12 protein-coding genes are annotated in these 15,240 nt (G+C 55.3%); 9 read left to right on the forward strand and 3 right to left on the reverse strand.

Annotation, left to right across the window (positions count from 1 at the left end; genetic code table 11):
- The first annotated feature begins 55 nt into the window (after positions 1 to 55).
- Genes VEZ52_RS00455 through VEZ52_RS00470 form a run of 4 tightly spaced genes read left to right on the forward strand, consistent with a single transcriptional unit; the run spans position 56 to position 4,576 of the window.
- Positions 56 to 1,774: a hypothetical protein gene (locus tag VEZ52_RS00455; RefSeq protein WP_324835056.1), complete on the forward strand. Its 1,719-nt coding sequence runs from the start codon at positions 56 to 58 to the stop codon at positions 1,772 to 1,774.
- On the forward strand, positions 1,771 to 2,529 hold the full coding sequence (locus VEZ52_RS00460) for a 16S rRNA (uracil(1498)-N(3))-methyltransferase (protein WP_324835057.1): 759 nt from the start codon (positions 1,771 to 1,773) through the stop codon (positions 2,527 to 2,529). Before VEZ52_RS00455 ends, VEZ52_RS00460 begins: the two co-directional genes overlap by 4 nt.
- Positions 2,526 to 3,749 (forward strand): replication-associated recombination protein A, encoded by a 1,224-nt coding sequence (locus tag VEZ52_RS00465; RefSeq protein ID WP_324835058.1) that lies wholly within the window; start codon positions 2,526 to 2,528, stop codon positions 3,747 to 3,749. Before VEZ52_RS00460 ends, VEZ52_RS00465 begins: the two co-directional genes overlap by 4 nt.
- 2 nt (positions 3,750 to 3,751) lie before the next feature.
- Positions 3,752 to 4,576, forward strand: coding sequence for a lysophospholipid acyltransferase family protein (locus tag VEZ52_RS00470; RefSeq protein WP_324835059.1), 825 nt, complete (start codon positions 3,752 to 3,754; stop codon positions 4,574 to 4,576).
- A gap of 152 nt (positions 4,577 to 4,728) precedes the next feature.
- On the opposite strand, the gene VEZ52_RS00475 is transcribed toward VEZ52_RS00470, so the two are convergent.
- Positions 4,729 to 8,040 (reverse strand): EAL domain-containing protein, encoded by a 3,312-nt coding sequence (locus VEZ52_RS00475; RefSeq protein WP_324835060.1) that lies wholly within the window; start codon positions 8,038 to 8,040, stop codon positions 4,729 to 4,731.
- Here VEZ52_RS00475 and VEZ52_RS00480 point away from each other — a divergent pair, their 5' ends adjacent.
- On the forward strand, positions 8,041 to 8,238 hold the full coding sequence (locus tag VEZ52_RS00480) for a hypothetical protein (RefSeq protein ID WP_324835061.1): 198 nt from the start codon (positions 8,041 to 8,043) through the stop codon (positions 8,236 to 8,238).
- A 48-nt stretch (positions 8,239 to 8,286) separates the two neighbouring features.
- Here VEZ52_RS00480 and VEZ52_RS00485 read toward each other — a convergent pair whose 3' ends face one another.
- Positions 8,287 to 9,729: a diguanylate cyclase gene (locus VEZ52_RS00485; protein WP_324835062.1), complete on the reverse strand. Its 1,443-nt coding sequence runs from the start codon at positions 9,727 to 9,729 to the stop codon at positions 8,287 to 8,289.
- 332 nt (positions 9,730 to 10,061) lie between these two features.
- Entirely contained in the window at positions 10,062 to 11,753 is a 1,692-nt protein-coding gene (locus tag VEZ52_RS00490) for a bacteriohemerythrin (RefSeq protein ID WP_324835063.1), read from the reverse strand.
- 862 nt (positions 11,754 to 12,615) lie between these two features.
- Between VEZ52_RS00490 and VEZ52_RS00495 the strand changes: the two genes are divergently transcribed.
- The 4 genes from VEZ52_RS00495 to VEZ52_RS00510 form a co-directional block, all read left to right on the forward strand.
- Positions 12,616 to 13,527 carry a glutamate/aspartate ABC transporter substrate-binding protein gene (locus VEZ52_RS00495; protein WP_192111882.1) on the forward strand — a complete coding sequence of 304 codons (912 nt, stop codon included), beginning with the start codon at positions 12,616 to 12,618 and terminating at the stop codon, positions 13,525 to 13,527.
- A 106-nt stretch (positions 13,528 to 13,633) separates the two neighbouring features.
- Positions 13,634 to 14,383: an amino acid ABC transporter permease gene (locus tag VEZ52_RS00500; protein WP_324835064.1), complete on the forward strand. Its 750-nt coding sequence runs from the start codon at positions 13,634 to 13,636 to the stop codon at positions 14,381 to 14,383.
- Positions 14,376 to 15,053, forward strand: a complete 678-nt coding sequence (locus VEZ52_RS00505; RefSeq protein WP_022659397.1) for an ABC transporter permease subunit — start codon at positions 14,376 to 14,378, stop codon at positions 15,051 to 15,053. Before VEZ52_RS00500 ends, VEZ52_RS00505 begins: the two co-directional genes overlap by 8 nt.
- A gap of 20 nt (positions 15,054 to 15,073) precedes the next feature.
- Positions 15,074 to 15,240, forward strand: a 167-nt coding sequence (locus tag VEZ52_RS00510) for an ATP-binding cassette domain-containing protein (protein WP_414649495.1), incomplete at its 3' end; no start/stop codon positions are given.

Consider the following 15,240-nt stretch of genomic DNA (forward strand, 5'->3'; position numbering starts at 1 on the left):
GAAAATATTCTGAAAAGCAGGTAGTAAATAACAAATTTCTATAAGGGATGTGCGGATGATTAAATGGCAAGAGGTATTCAGCAAGGACGGTCTGCCCTGGCAGGACGCTACCCAGTTGTCCTCTTCGATTGCCGTAAGCGACTTGCAGCAGCTCAAGAAAATGCTTGATGCCGTGCATATCCGCCTGTGTCTTGTCAAACCCTATCAGGAAAACAAGAACTACCCCCTTGTGGAAGCGCGCGAGCTTTTGCCATCGTTTGACAACGACATGTTTGAATACAAAGAGCTGCCCGGCTTTGCCATGGTGGCTTTTGCCCGCCAGCTCGACTATTTTTCAGAAATTTTTCAGTTCGATCGCCTGCACCCCGTAATTACCGAAGGCGACGGGGCATGCTGCCCGCTGGAAAATCAGGTCATGGTGCAGAACCTGCAAACTCTGGCCTCGCGGCTGCCGCGCGTGCATCAGGATATTTTTCGCCAGCAGTTCCGCTCGTCAGATACCGTTGTGCTTGAAACCTACCCTGCCCTCATGCCCTACCTGCTCAGCATGGACAGGGCGCACGTGCTGGCCTGGGGCGCGGACAAGCAGTTTCATCTGGCCGGAATATTCGCTTCCTTTCCGTCGGATATCGACAGCGAACTGAAGCGCTTTGGCATCCGCATCGGCAAGTTCGTATACGGCGACAGCGATATTTACGAACGCAACCGCATGTTTGTGTACCAGTACCTCATGGAGCTTTACGGCTTCCCCATTGTTTCAGAGCGCCGCACCTCGAGCGCGCTTTTTGCCCGCAAGCTGCACAAGATGGGCGAGCGCTTTTTGCTGCGCGTGCTGGGGCAGACGGACAGAACCATCACCACCTACATGGCCAATGGCGAGAACACGCGCTATCCCCTGCTGGAAAAAGTGGCCCTTGTGGCTGTGGACGCCGATCAGGACGAAGCGCTGAGCGCCATTGACCGCGATGGATTTTTTCTGGACAAGCCGCGCCGTGTGGTCATTCTGCGCATCAAATACCGCCAGCACACCTTTGACGCCAGCAACGTGCGGCAGGACCGCGCGCTCTCCGTGGTGGCGCAGGAGGTGCTGCACCCCATCACGGGCGAAGCGCTCACCGGGCTTAATATCATCAAGGACACCTCCAACATGTTCCTGCGCCTCAACGACATTGTGCGCGGCGAATATACGGGGCGCATCATCTACAAGCGCACCGAGGTGGTGGAAAACACGGGCACGCACGAAAAGCGGCTCAAATTCCTCTATAGCTGGCTGACCAAGCATCAGCGCCGCATGATCAGCTATAGTGACGAATTTTTCTCCAATGTAAGCAAAGTGTTGACCAACTACCTCTTTTCGCCAGACAATGACGAGGCTTTTGAAAACCTGCGCGAGCTGTATCAGGAAGTCTGCACCCGGTTCAGCTACATTCAGCAGGCCCGGCGTGTGCGCATACTGGAAGACCTGTGCCAGCGCACCTTCAAGGGCGCGCGCATCACTTACCAGCAGATGTTCCGCGAGGCCCTGAACCTGCTCAACGAGCTGAAGTTTGAAATCGTCAGTTTCTTCCCCGGTCTGGTTGACGCCGTCATCGACTGTGTGGAAAGAATCCTGCGCGACAGTTATCTGCAACGCAAGTACGTTGAACCGCCGGAAGACACCCTTACCCCGGCCGGTCAGGAAATTCGTAAAAATTACAGACGTCTTGTTTCATTGCAGGACGGTTTCAAGGCTGTGCGCAAGGCGCGCAGCGGCAAGGAAAACGTGGTGGCATGAGCGTACCGTTTTTTTATCTGGCCCCTGAACTCTGGGGCGACACACCTCTTCTTGAAGGGCAGGAAGCCCGGCATCTGGGGCAGGTTCTGCGCGCGGAACCCGGCACCGAAGTGGGCCTTCTGGATGGCCGGGGCCGCTCGGGCATATTTGTGGTCTGCAAGGTGGGCAAAAAGAACGTGCAGCTCCAGCGCGTTTCTGAAACTGTCACCCCTGCTCCGCATTCGCGGGCCATTGTGGCGCTGGCCTACAGCAAGGCCGTGCGGCGCGGATTTTTTATGGAAAAGGCCGTGGAACTTGGCGCGCACGGCGTGTGGCTGTGGCAGGGCGACCACAGCCAGGGCAAACTTTCTGCCGCCGCGGAAGAAGCCTGCCTTGGGCAGATGATCGCCGGGGCAAAGCAGAGCGGCAACCCCTGGCTGCCTGAAGTACGCGCCCTCTCGGGCGGTGTGGATCAGCTCATCCATCTTTCGCACAGTGCCGACCACCGCATTCTGCCTTGGGAACTTCAGGACGGCGTGCATATGCTCACCCCGGAAATGGCGGGCCAGCCCGGCCTTACCGTCTATGTGATCGGCCCCGAAGGCGGTTTTTCACAAAGGGAGCTGGCAGCCCTGAAAGCCGCCCACTTTACCGCCGTGAGCCTTGGCGCGCGCGTATTGCGCTGTGAAACCGCCGCAACGCTCTGCCTTGGCCTGCACTGGTGGGGTTCGCAGCTTGGCGGCAAGGCCGATGCCACCCAAGGGAGCGGAAAGTGACCGTAAGCAAGCCGCTGCCGGAGCGCATGCGGCCCGATGATCTGGCGCTTTTTCTGGGTCAGACCCATCTTGGCGACCGCCTGCGCTCACTTATGAAGTCCGGGCGTTTGCCCAGCCTGCTTTTTTTCGGCCCGCCCGGCTGCGGCAAATCAACCATGGCCCTGCTGCTGGCTAAATCATCTGGCAAACCCTATCTGCGCTTGAGCGCGCCCGAGGCAGGCTTGCAGCATCTGCGGCGCTCGCTGACGGGTGTGGAAATTCTTGTGCTGGACGAACTGCATCGGTTTTCCAAGGCGCAGCAGGACTTTTTTTTGCCGCTGGTGGAATCTGGCGAACTGACCCTGCTTGCCACAACCACGGAAAACCCCTCGTTCAGCGTCACGCGTCAGTTGCTTTCGCGCCTGCATGTGCTGCGGCTGCGTCCCCTGGGCCGCCCTGAGCTTATGGAGCTTGCGCGGCGCGGCGCAAAAGACCTGCAGCTTGAAATGACCGATGATGTGGCCGACCTGCTGGCCGGGGTTTCGCACGGCGATGCCCGCACCCTGCTGAACCTTGTGGAATATGTGGGTGCCCTGCCGGAAGACAGGCGCGATCTGGAGCATATAAAGGCGGCGCTGCCCGAGGTGCTCATTCGGCACGACAAGGACGGCGACAACCACTATGAACTGGCCTCGGCGCTCATCAAGTCCATTCGCGGCAGTGATGTGGATGCGGCCCTGTACTATCTGGCCTGCCTGCTTGAAGGCGGCGAAGACCCGCGCTTTGTGTGCCGCCGCCTGATACTCTCCGCATCGGAAGATGTGGGGCTGGCCGACCCGGACGCTCTGGGGCTGGCCGTGGCCTGTCAGCAGGCCGTGGAATTTGTGGGCATGCCGGAAGGGTTCATTCCGCTGGCGGAAACCGTCACCTATCTGGCCCTTGCCAAAAAGAGCAACACCTCCTACGCGGCCTACCTCAACGCCGCCCGCGAGGTCAAACTCAACGGAACGCGCCCGGTGCCGCTGCATCTGCGCAACCCTTCTACCCAGTTGCACAAGGAATGGGGCTACGGCAAGGAATACAAGTACCCCCACAACTACCCGGAATCGTGGATCGAGCAGTCATACCTGCCCACAGAACTGGAAGGCCGCAGGTTCTACCAGCCGCGCGACAACGGCGAAGAACCCCGCCTCAGCCAGTGGTGGCGCAAACTGCATAAAATCAAAAAAACGGATGAATAGGCATGAACCCCTTTGTTGACGGCGCTTTTGAAGCCAAGTTTCTCACGGGCGACACATACAGCAGTCAGCCTGCCAGTGCGGGCTTTTTCAGCCGTATGCTGCCCTCGCTCAGCTTTTACAGCCGCCTGTTTCTCGGCCCGGTGCGCTGGCTGTGTTCCAGAGCGTCCAAGGGACAGTGCGACGATGCCGCCTGGGTGTATGCCAGCGCGTGGGTGGCAGACCTTGTGGAGCGCATGGGCTGCCCCATCCAGATTGAGGGTATGGACGCCATTGAAGCCGTGGACGGCCCCTGCCTGATTGTGGCCAACCACATGAGCACGCTGGAAACATTCATGCTTCCGGCCATGATCCGGCCCCGCCGCCAGGTGACCTTTGTGGTCAAAAAAAGTCTCACCACCATGCCGTTTTTTGGCCCGGTGATGTGCTCGCGCGACCCTATTGTAGTTGGGCGCAGCAACCCGCGCGAAGACCTCGCAGCCGTGCTGAACGGCGGGCTGGAGCGCCTGAAAAAGGGCATTTCCATCATTGTATTTCCGCAGCACACCCGCTCGCGCGAGTTTAATCCGCAGCAGTTCAATTCCATCGGCGTCAAGCTGGCTAAAAAGGCCGGAGTGCCCATTGTGCCTCTGGCCCTCAAAACAGATGCCTGGGGACAGGGCAAAAAAATCAAGGAACTTGGCCCGGTCAAACCCGGCCTGACCATACGCTACACCTTTGCAAGCCCCCTCTCCATTACCGGGCAAGGCAAGGAAGAACAGGCGGCAATCTGCCAGCATATCGAAAGCCACCTCGGCAAATGGCAGCAACTGGACGGCATCAACGAGTAGCCTGATTTTTAGGGATATTTTGCGGATATGACGTTCAAGGGCGGGGTTTACCCCGCCCTTGTTATTTAGGAAGCACTCAGTTTTTTTCAGACATGGCAAAGCAGTTAGCTGGCCTGAACTTTGCCCTGCCCAAAGTTTTCACACGGCTCAAGTTATTCCCTGCTCTCGCCTGCTGCTGCCTGTTCAGCGCTCTGGGGCTGCTCGGCCCGATTACCATGCCCCTCTGCGGCTGCCGCAGCATTTCTGCGCGCCAGATAACGCTCAAAGTCCTTTACCGCCAGCGGTACGCTGAACAGGTACCCCTGAAACAACGTGCAGCCCATGTTCAGCAGGGCCCTTTTCTGCTCGCGGTTTTCCACTCCCTCGGCCACGGTGGTCAGACCAAGACTTTGCGAAAGCGCGATGATGATGCTGGCGATGGCGGCATCGTTGGGGTCAGTGAGCAGGTCGCGAATGAACGAACGGTCAATCTTGAGCTGATCAAGCGGGAGCAGCTTGAGATACGTCATGGACGAATAGCCCGTGCCAAAGTCATCCAGCGAAAACCGGATGCCCAGATTGCTCAATTTGACCATGGACGCTATGATTTCCTGCATGTTCACAGCCAGCTGACTTTCGGTCAGTTCCAGCTTCAGCAGGCCGGGGTCAATGCCCGCTTGCCGCACAGCTGCCGTAACATCCCGTACAAAATCACTTTCGCGGAACTGGCGGGCGCTTACGTTGATGGCAATTGTCAGATTTGCAAACTCGGGCATCTCAGCCCAGCGCCCAAGCTGGCTGCACGCCTCCCGCACCACCCATGCCCCTATGCGGGCAATCATGCCGTTTTCTTCTGCAAGAGGAATAAATTCGGCAGGCGGCACAATACCACGCTTGGGGTGTTGCCAGCGAATCAGCGCTTCTGCGCCAAACACCGTGTCATCCACGCTGATCAGCGGCTGATAATACAGCACAAACTGCTCAAGCCGTATGGCTTCCTCAAGATCCCGCTCAAGCTCTATGCGCTCCATGACGGTTTGCTGCATGGCCGGATCAAAAAACCGCACGGTATTTCTTCCGGCATCTTTAGCCTGATACATGGCAAGATCCGCCTGCTTGAGCAGTTCATCCGGAGTGATGCTCTGCTTGCCGAACAGGGCAACGCCGATACTGGCTGTGCAGTTGCAGGTAATGCCCTCCACAATAATTGGCTCGCGTACGGCAGTGAGAATTTTGCGGCAGATGAGTGCCACGGCCTCAGCAGCCTCCTCGCTGTTGCCCGACAGGCCATGCAATAACAAAACAAATTCGTCGCCGCCAAAGCGCGCCACCGTGTCGTCTGCCGGGACAATGGCAAGCAGTCGCTGCCCGACCTGCCTGAGCAGATTGTCGCCGTGCGCATGACCGAGGGTGTCGTTGATCGTCTTGAACCGGTCGAGGTCAATAAACAGCAGCGCGCTGAACTTGTCCGTGCGCATGCCCACCGCAATCGCCTGCCGGATGCGGTCCGTAAGCAGGGGGCGGTTGGCAAGACCGGTCAGCTGATCGTAGTAGGCCAGCTCATTGATGCGGGCTTCGTTGTGGCGGCGCTCTTCTTCCCAGGTAAAATTATCCAGCGCAAAGCTGACGTTCAGGGCCATTTCCCCCAAGAGCTCGCGCACCTCTGCATCAAAGGCTCCGGCATCGTCGGCGTAGAGTGTCAAATTTCCAACAACTTCTCCACGTTGGCGCAAGGGGAGCGCACCAACAGAAAGAAAGCCCGTTTTGCGCACAAGCTGCCACCAGGGCGCAAGCCTGGGGTCAGTTGTGGTGTCGTCTGACCAGACAGACTCGTTGTTTCGGATAGCGCAGCCCGTTGGCCCGGACCCTTTGGGGTCAGACGCCCATACAGATATGTCGAGCCTTTGCAGATCAACATTGCTCAGGCCAAATGACGCAACGGGCTGCACATTGCCTGTCTGCTTTTCAACAAGGCCAATCCAGGCTCCCTTCATGCCGCCAGCTTCCACCGCAGCCCGGCAGACCTCTGCAAAAAGGTCGTTTCTGCCAGAACAGCGCACAATGGCCTGATTGCACCTGCTGAGCGCCGCGTACATTTGTGAAATACGGTTTGCCCGCCCCTGCGCAAATTTTCTTTCACTTATATCCGTACACAAAAATGCTATGATTCCAGCTTCTGAGCGATAGGCAACAATATCTGCCCACAGGTTGTTGCCTGCAAGATAAAATTCAAAATGAGATGGCTCGCCGGTTTCCGCAGTGACTATGAGCGGATTCACCCAACGGGCTGTTTCGCTGGTTTTGGGGCTGATTCTTTCCAGCAGTGTTTTGCCGATAACATCGTCCCGCTCCGCCTTGAATACATCGCAGTAGGCCTGGTTGATCTCAACCAGCCTGAAATCGCAAATTTTTCCGTCTGGCGCAAAGACCGGTTCGCACAGGGCCATGCCCGCCTGCATATTGTCAAAAAGGCCTTTGTAACGCTTTTCGCCCAATTCAAGAGCCTTGAGCTGACGGGTGTAGCTCATGCCGCTCCAGAATGAAATAAACACGCAGACTATCCATAATAAACCCAGTGAAATAATGTCCTGCCGCCATTTGGCAAGTACGGCCTGCTCGTACAGGCCAATAGAAAGATACAGGGGCCATTGGCGGAGCTTGCGATAAAACGCGATCCTTTTTTTATCGCCAAAGTCTGCACGCCTGTGGTGGTAGATGCCTGGGGCGGCATCGTGTTCAATAAGTTTTCGCAACGGGGGCGACGGCTTGGCGTCAAGCCAGAAACGTCCGCGCGGGTACTGCGTGACAAGACCAAGCTTTTTGTCCCATAGGGTGGCAACGGCGCTTGGGCCAACAATGACGGCTGAAGCCATGATGTCCGAAAACATGTCGATGGAGACAGCACAGGCCACAACGCCGCCAAACGAACCGTCGGGCAACAAATAGCGCATGGAAAGCACAATGATGGGCCGCGTCCACAACTGGCTGTAAAATGGGTGGGAAATAACAAGCCCAGGGGAGGGATTATTGCGAAGCTGGACAAAGTGGTCGGCGTTGGTGATGGACATCTCGCCAGAAAGCGCGCGGGGAGAAGCGTACACTACCCGCCCCTGCGTATTTGTCAGCAAAAAGCCAAGAGTGTCGGGCAAGCGCTCATCAAGATTTTTGCCATAGGCTTCAAAACGCTCCCATGAGACATCACCGCGCAGTGCCTGCTGTTGCGCTTCATCAACCGCGCCCAGCAGGGCAAGGTTGATTTTCTCAAAACGCCAGGAAAGAACATCATCAATGGATCGGGACACACTTTCAAGCGTGTTGGCGGCTGTGGCGAGTTCCTGGTGCCTGATACCTACTAGAGCAAAAATAATAATGCCCAGAACAAGCAGGTTGATTATGGCAATGACCCATAGCTGCTTGTGGGAATGCAGCCTGGATAATTTGCTTCGTTCTGGATCTGAACGAAGGTTTGGCTGGGAATCAATCATATGAACCCCGCATCGGCAGAATGCGTCAACTCCCAAAAAACAGAACAGATGGCAGCAAGTGGAGGCAAAGGAGGCCATGCAGTTTTCAAAAAAAGTGAATGGCAAAAGGATGTTACGGAAATATGGAAATTAAAAACCTATAGCAATAAACCTACTCCAAATATTTGTTCCAAGCAAGTTCATGACCCGATATTATAAACTGATATAGCATAATTCCGCAGTTTAACACCTTAAATGCTCAAGAAATCAACCCACTGAAACTCTGTTTTTTCCCATCCTTTTTGCATGGTAAAGCGCAGTGTCCGCCCTGTGGATCAGGCTGTCCTGAGTATCATAGGGGCGCATTTCTGCAAGGCCGATGCTCACCGTACAGTGCAGCCCGTCTGCAAAACTGAATTCTTCAATCCGGCGGCGGAGCTTCTCTGCAATTTCCCCGGCTTCATTGGCACCTGTTTCTGGCAAAAGCACAAGAAACTCCTCCCCACCCCAACGCCCGGCAATATCCTGCGGGCGCAGCACAGCGACAGCCAGGGCGCTCAGGGCCTGCAACACGCCGTCACCAGCAAGATGCCCAAAGGTATCGTTGACATTTTTGAAGTTGTCCACATCCAGCAACAGAACGGAAAGAGGAAGTTCGCGCTGGTGCGAGCGCAGCATGGCCTCGGCCATATCGTCTGAAAGCTTTTGCCGGTTGGCAAGGCCTGTGAGCTTGTCGGTATTTGAAATATGCAGCAGCACTGCATTCAGCCGCCGCAGCCGGTACGTCCAGTAGCCCCAGAGCAGGGCAATGACAGCGCCTATCCCGCCGCCAAAAACAAACCACATGGGGTTGATGGCTGACTGCACGTTGATGGAAATGTGCTGGTTTACCACCCTTCCCCGTTCCTGCGGTGTTATGGACATCACGCCCTTGTCCAGAATATTGCGCAGGGTGACATCATTCTTGCTTACGCCAATGCGCAGGTGATTCATGTACATGGGCAATTGCCCGGCAATTTTCAGATTGAACAACCCGTTTGTGCGTATGGTGTAGGCGGCCACCATCAGGGAACGCATGGTCATGGAGCTGCGGCGGCTTGAGACCATTTTCATTGCCTCATCCTCTGACCGCACAAGTTTGATCTCAAGATTGGGATACCGCTCCCTGATCAGACCTTCCATTGCCGTGCCTTCGGGAAAGACGATGGATTCGTGCTCAAGCGCTGCCGGATCAGAAATATAATGATGTTCTTCGCGGGTTATGAACACGTTGGGGTCACTGAACAGGGGCGAGGTAAAGATAAGCCATTCGCTGCGTTCAGTGGTCTGATTGAGAAAACTCAGCACCTTGCACTGTCCGCTCTTGGAAAAAGCCAGGCTTTCATTCCAGTCGGCGGTGCGCACCAGCTCAAACTCAAGACCGGTTCTGTCTGCGACCAGGGCCAGAAGATCGGCTGCAATGCCCACGTGTTTGCCCGATGCGTCTATCTGCTCATAAGGGACCCAATCAGGGTCAACGCACAGGGTAACCTTTTTATGTTCGCGCAGGTAGGTCTGTTCGGTGGGGGTAAGGCTCACATCGCCAATATGGGCGATAGCCGTATCGAACGCGCATGCCCCTCCTGGCAATGCCTGCAAAACAAGCCAGACAAGCCCACTGCACAATGCTTTGGAGACGCGGTTGGTTGCGGCAACAAGTTGAATTGGCATCCACTCTCCCAGGCTTGAACACAGGCCGCTTTTTACAACAGTGAGATCACTTGCTTGTGCAGCCATAAAACCGTGCGGATCAAAAAATCTGCTTACGACCTGCCCCCGGCGGTGAAACAATCATTCCATAACCTGCATATGAATGATTTTCGCCAGTCCTGCAATGGTGGAAAGGGGATCCACGCTATTTTCATAAACTTGGAAACGAGAAGTGGGAGAGCAAGAGAACCTGCCACAACCGCATGATAAAAGCCCGCTCGGGCCTGAAACCGCAGGCTACTGCGCTTTCCTGAACCGGAACGGGCTTTTAACAAACAACCGGAATAGTGGAATCAGGCAGCCCGCACCTTGCGGGTCGTGCCAACTCTGGCAGCTTTTTTGACATAGGGCACGTACTGCGCATCCATGCCCATGATGTGCTGCACAAGCCAATCTTTAAGGAAGGAAAGCAGATCCATGCTCAGGGTTATTGTCCCCTGCTTGAGGCCCTGCTCCACTTCATTGACCTTGGCCTCAAAGTCGCGGTGGATCTGAAGATGTTCCTTGGTGGAGGGGTAATCGGAGTGGACAAAGTGCTTTTCTTCATCCCTGAAGTGAGTACTGGTATAGTCGCGGAGCTTGCGCAGAATGCCAAGCATTTCTTGCGCGCTGCTGTTATTGGTCATGGCGCTGTGCAGATCGTTAATATAGTCAACAAGCAGGCGATGCTGGCTGTCTATATCATTTATGCCAAGATCCATATTACGCGTCCACTGCACAAATTTGCTTGAAGACGCACGATCATAGTCGCCGCTTGCGAGGGCGCCTACAATCATGTCCAGCTCTTCCATGCCGCCCTGAAATGTCAGCAGCGCAGCAGTAAACACCTTCATATTGCCAGAGGTCTGCTCCGCCACTATGCGGATTTCGTCCAGGGCCTTATTGGCGTCTTCAATATTTTCCGACTGCACTCCGGCGGTGGCGGCCACAGCCTGCAAATGCTGGGCTGTGCCGGACATGGTCTCCAGAATTTCGCGCATGCGCTCGCCAGCTACAGAGGCGGAACTGGCGCCTTCAAGGCTGAGGCGCGCGGCGGCATCCACAGTTTCGGCATTTCGGTGGGCCTCATGCTGAATGGCCTTTACGGCGTCTTCAACTTCCCGCGTGGCGCCCATGGTTTTTTCCGCGAGCTTGCGCACTTCGTCGGCCACAACGGCAAAACCGCGCCCGGCCTCGCCAGCCCGCGCCGCCTCAATGGCTGCGTTAAGGGCCAGCAGGTTGGTCTGGTCGGCAACTTCATTGATGACAGCCATCACCTTGCCGATATTGCTGGCTTTTTCTCCAAGCCCCGCCATGGCTTCCTTGAGCTGCACAATGGTATTTTTGAGTTGCTCAATGGAACTAACAGCGCCGTCAACCTGCTCCTTGCTGGCAGACGCGCTGCCGCTGGCCGTTTGCGCGTTTTCCGAAAGCTCGCGCACACGCATGGATGATTCGTGCGCACCCTGAGAGACTGCGTCCATAGCGCCGCCGGTTTCGTTCAGGCGGTCTCGCTGTACGGCAACCCCCTGGTTCACTTCCGTAACCAAGGTTGCGAGGTTCTGGGCTTCGGCAGAGAGTTTGGCGCAAACAGTATGCGCCTTGTGCAACACGGCATCGCCCTTTTCAAATTTCTCACTCAAGGCAGTATTTTCGGCTTGCGCTGCTTGCAGCTTTGCCTGAAGCGCCGCATTGTTGCCTTCAAGCCCGGCAGTGCGTTGCCGCTCTACAGCCAGATTCTCTTCTGCCGAACGCAGCCGACCAAGGCAATAGGCAAGGCGTTCCAGATTATTTGCGCCGCCGGATTCGCCAGCGCGGCTGGCGACTTCATCCATCTGCTCGCGCATCTGCCTAGCCTCGGCCAGGGCGCGCAGCCATATTATTGCATCAACCGCCAGGCAGGCAGCGACACCGCCCAAGACAAGCCACAACAATCCGTCAATTTTTCCAACAACCGCCAAAATAATCAGCATGGCAAAAGCAAATGCATGGGAAATAAAAACCATAAACCCACCCTTGTCGGAAAACGGATAATTGTGCCCGAGGCTGAAAAACAGCCTCCCAGTAAACCAAGTGAAACAATCATATTATCGTTTATCGGACATTACAAGCAGCACCAATAGCGCAAAATTTAAAAAAATGTTACATTTGTGCGTCTGATCAAAATTCGGACGACAGCACGTGCGAGGTCAACGCAAGCGGATGTCATATTGACACCAGAGCCAATATTTATAATGATGCCGAGGTATTTTAATGAAAATTTTGATGCAGGTATCCTGCCGCAAACATAACTGCTTGTGGTTCCTGCACTCTCGGGAGCGATTTCACCTTGTAATCGCTCTTAAGGCTGTGCGAGCAAACGCCCGCTTGTGAGGCGCGAGCGCTTTTTACTCGCAGGGTAAACGCCTGAACATGTGACGTAAAATTTTGCGAATACCTTTTCGCATCATTTAATTGCTCAAGAGCGCAGCGACGCCTCCCCCCCAAGGCACCAGTCAGCGATGGATCATGCACTGCTAAGCGCCGCATGGTTTGGTATTTTTCTTTGTCGGTTGCCGCATATCGTTCACAGAAGCGTGAAGCGGCGTGCGCTGAACAATGATAGCGCACCCGGCTTTCTTGCCTGCCAGCATCGGCGCGCCGATGAGCGCAGACACTGCACTCTGGCAGCGAATCAGGGAAACTGTTTGCCGTGGACGTGCTCTTGCACAACGGCACCCCATCGAAACCGGAGCACCGTAGATAACGAGTGCGGGGCTTGGCTTTTATGGGTCTGGCAAACAACATTTTCCAGGTAGTTTTCTTGGGCGGCGCTGCTATTCGGCAACGGGGCGCCGTCTTCCGTAAATGCCATTCCAGGAGGAAACCATGGCGCTGAAGAAATCCATTTTGTCCGCTCTGGCGGCTCTGCTTCTGCTGACCTCTGTTCAGGGCGGTCAGGCACAGGCAGAGGAACTCACCGGGACCTTGAAAAAAATCAAGGATACCGGCGTGATTGTTGTGGGTCACCGTGAATCTTCCGTGCCTTTTTCCTACTACGATCTTCAGCAGAACGTTATCGGCTACGCACAGGACTATTCCAACAAGGTTGTGGAAGCCGTTAAAAAACAGCTGAACATGCCCAATCTCCAGGTGCGCTTTGTGCCCATCACCTCGCAGAACCGCATTCCCCTGCTGCAAAACGGCACCTTTGATTTCGAGTGTGGCTCGACCACCAACAACCTGGAACGTCAGCAGCAGGTTGACTTCTCCAACACCTTTTTTATCATCGGCACCCGCCTGCTGGTCAACAAAGACTCCGGCATCAAGGACTTTGACGGCCTGAAGGGCAAGAATGTTGCCGTGACCTCCGGCACCACGTCTGAAAAGCTGCTGAACAAGATGAATGACGAGAAGGGCCTCGCCATCAACATCATCAGCGTGAAAGACCACGGCGATGCGTTCCGCACCGTGGAATCTGGCCGTGCTGTGGCCTTCTTTATGGATGACGCCCTGCTTGCCGGCGAACGCGCCAAGGCCAAAAAGCCCGCTGACTGGATCATCGTGGGTACCCCGCAGAGCTTTGAAGCCTACGGCTGCATGGTGCGCAAGGGCGACGCCCAGTTCAAGAAGCTGCTTGACGATGTGATTGCAGCGGAACAGAGCAACGGCAACGCCGAAAAGTCCTTTAACCGCTGGTTCATGCAGCCCATTCCGCCCAAGAACATGAACATGAACTTTGAAATGTCTGATGAAATGAAGGCTCTCTTCAAGGCCCCCAACGACAAGGCCCTGAACTGATTTTTGGCATGCCCGGGAGCTTCAGGCGCAAGCGGGCGCTCCCGGGCATGCGTTTAAGCCCGCTGCACCATGAGATACGTTTTTTACACAGGGATGGAACCAACGAATGCAGGCTAACTGGAACTGGGGCATTTTTTTTGAGCAGGCGCCGTTCGGAAACGTCACCTACTTTAGCTGGCTGGTGGACGGCTTTTTGACGACAGTGGCCCTGTCTGTCTGTGCCTGGATCCTGGCTTTTCTTCTGGGCTCTTTTTTCGGTATTCTCCGCACTCTGCCCAACAAGATTCTGAGCAACATTGGCGCAGCCTATGTGACCATTTTTCGCAACATACCTCTTATCGTTCAGTTTTTCATATGGTACCTTGCAGCACCCGACCTGCTGCCCTACAAAGCAAGCGTATGGTTTAAGGCAGAACTGAACCCCAACATTCAATTTTTTATCATTTCCACCTGCGCGCTGGGTTTCTTTACCGGGGCGCGCGTCTGTGAGCAGGTCAGATCGGGCATTCAGGCCCTTTCGCACGGGCAACGCTACGCCGCGCTGGCCCTTGGCCTGACGCTGCCGCAAACCTACCGGCACGTTTTGCTGCCCAACGCCTACCGCATCATTATTCCGCCGTTGACCTCAGAAATGCTCAATATGGTCAAAAACTCCGCTGTGGCATCAACTGTGGGCCTTATCGAACTGACCGCGCAGGCCAACCGCCTTCTGGAATTTTCCGGCTACGCGTATGAATCGTTTATTGCGGTTACGCTTGCCTACGCCTTCCTGAATTTTGTGGTCATGCGTTCCATGAAGCTGCTGGAAAACAAAATGCGTTTGCCTTCCACCAGTGCAGGAGGCAGAAATGTTTAGCATAGACTGGAGCATCATCCAGCAGAGCCTGCCCCTGCTTGCGCAGGGGGCATTGGTAACGCTCAAGATAACCATCACGGCCATTGCCTTTGGCATGGTGATAGGCACATTGCTTGCTGTGGCGCGCATTTCTGTTTATGCGCCCATGCGCTGGCTCTCCGCCGCCTATGTGAACTGCTTCCGCTCCATCCCCCTTGTGATGGTGCTGCTGTGGTTCTATCTCATCGTGCCGCAATTTTTGACTTCTTTCTTCAATCTTTCGCCGCAAACAGACATCCGGCTTGTTTCCGCCATAGTGGCCTTTACCGCATTTGAGGCGGCCTACTATGCAGAAATTATCCGGGCGGGCATGCGCAGTGTTTCCAGCGGCCAGTATGCGGCATCCCTTGCGCTTGGCATGACCAAGTCGCAAACAATCACCTATGTCATCCTGCCGCAGGCATTCCGCGTTATGACGCCCCTGCTGCTGACCCAGGGCATGATTCTTTTTCAGGATACCGCCCTGGTGTACATCATCGGCCTTGCCGACTTTTTCCGCACCGCTTCCAACATTGGCAAAACAACAGGCTATGAAATTGATATGGTACTGATTGCAGGATCCGGCTACTTTGTGGTCTGCCTCTGTGTTTCAGCCACCGTAACCATGGTAAAAAAGAGACTCAATCAATGATTAATCCCACCGATGAAGCCATGATCATTCTGGAAAACGTATCCAAGTGGTACGGTGACTTCAATGTGCTGAGCCACTGTAGCACGCGCATACACAAGGGCGAGGTTGTTGTGGTATGCGGGCCTTCCGGTTCGGGAAAATCCACGCTGATCAAAACCGTGAACGGCCTTGAACCCGTGCAGTCTGG

Source organism: Desulfovibrio sp. (genome assembly GCF_035644575.1).
Lineage (GTDB): Bacteria > Desulfobacterota > Desulfovibrionia > Desulfovibrionales > Desulfovibrionaceae > Desulfovibrio.

Excerpts from the sequence above, each read along its gene's own strand:
- VEZ52_RS00455 (WP_324835056.1), top strand. The coding sequence starts at position 56 with ATGATTAAATGGCAAGAGGTATTCAGCAAGGACGGTCTGCCCTGGCAG.
- VEZ52_RS00460 (WP_324835057.1), top strand. The coding sequence starts at position 1,771 with ATGAGCGTACCGTTTTTTTATCTGGCCCCTGAACTCTGGGGCGACACA.
- VEZ52_RS00470 (WP_324835059.1), top strand. The coding sequence starts at position 3,752 with ATGAACCCCTTTGTTGACGGCGCTTTTGAAGCCAAGTTTCTCACGGGC.
- VEZ52_RS00475 (WP_324835060.1), bottom strand. The coding sequence starts at position 8,040 with ATGATTGATTCCCAGCCAAACCTTCGTTCAGATCCAGAACGAAGCAAA.
- VEZ52_RS00480 (WP_324835061.1), top strand. The coding sequence starts at position 8,041 with ATGAACCCCGCATCGGCAGAATGCGTCAACTCCCAAAAAACAGAACAG.
- VEZ52_RS00485 (WP_324835062.1), bottom strand. The coding sequence starts at position 9,729 with ATGCCAATTCAACTTGTTGCCGCAACCAACCGCGTCTCCAAAGCATTG.
- VEZ52_RS00490 (WP_324835063.1), bottom strand. The coding sequence starts at position 11,753 with ATGGTTTTTATTTCCCATGCATTTGCTTTTGCCATGCTGATTATTTTG.
- VEZ52_RS00495 (WP_192111882.1), top strand. The coding sequence starts at position 12,616 with ATGGCGCTGAAGAAATCCATTTTGTCCGCTCTGGCGGCTCTGCTTCTG.
- VEZ52_RS00500 (WP_324835064.1), top strand. The coding sequence starts at position 13,634 with ATGCAGGCTAACTGGAACTGGGGCATTTTTTTTGAGCAGGCGCCGTTC.
- VEZ52_RS00505 (WP_022659397.1), top strand. The coding sequence starts at position 14,376 with ATGTTTAGCATAGACTGGAGCATCATCCAGCAGAGCCTGCCCCTGCTT.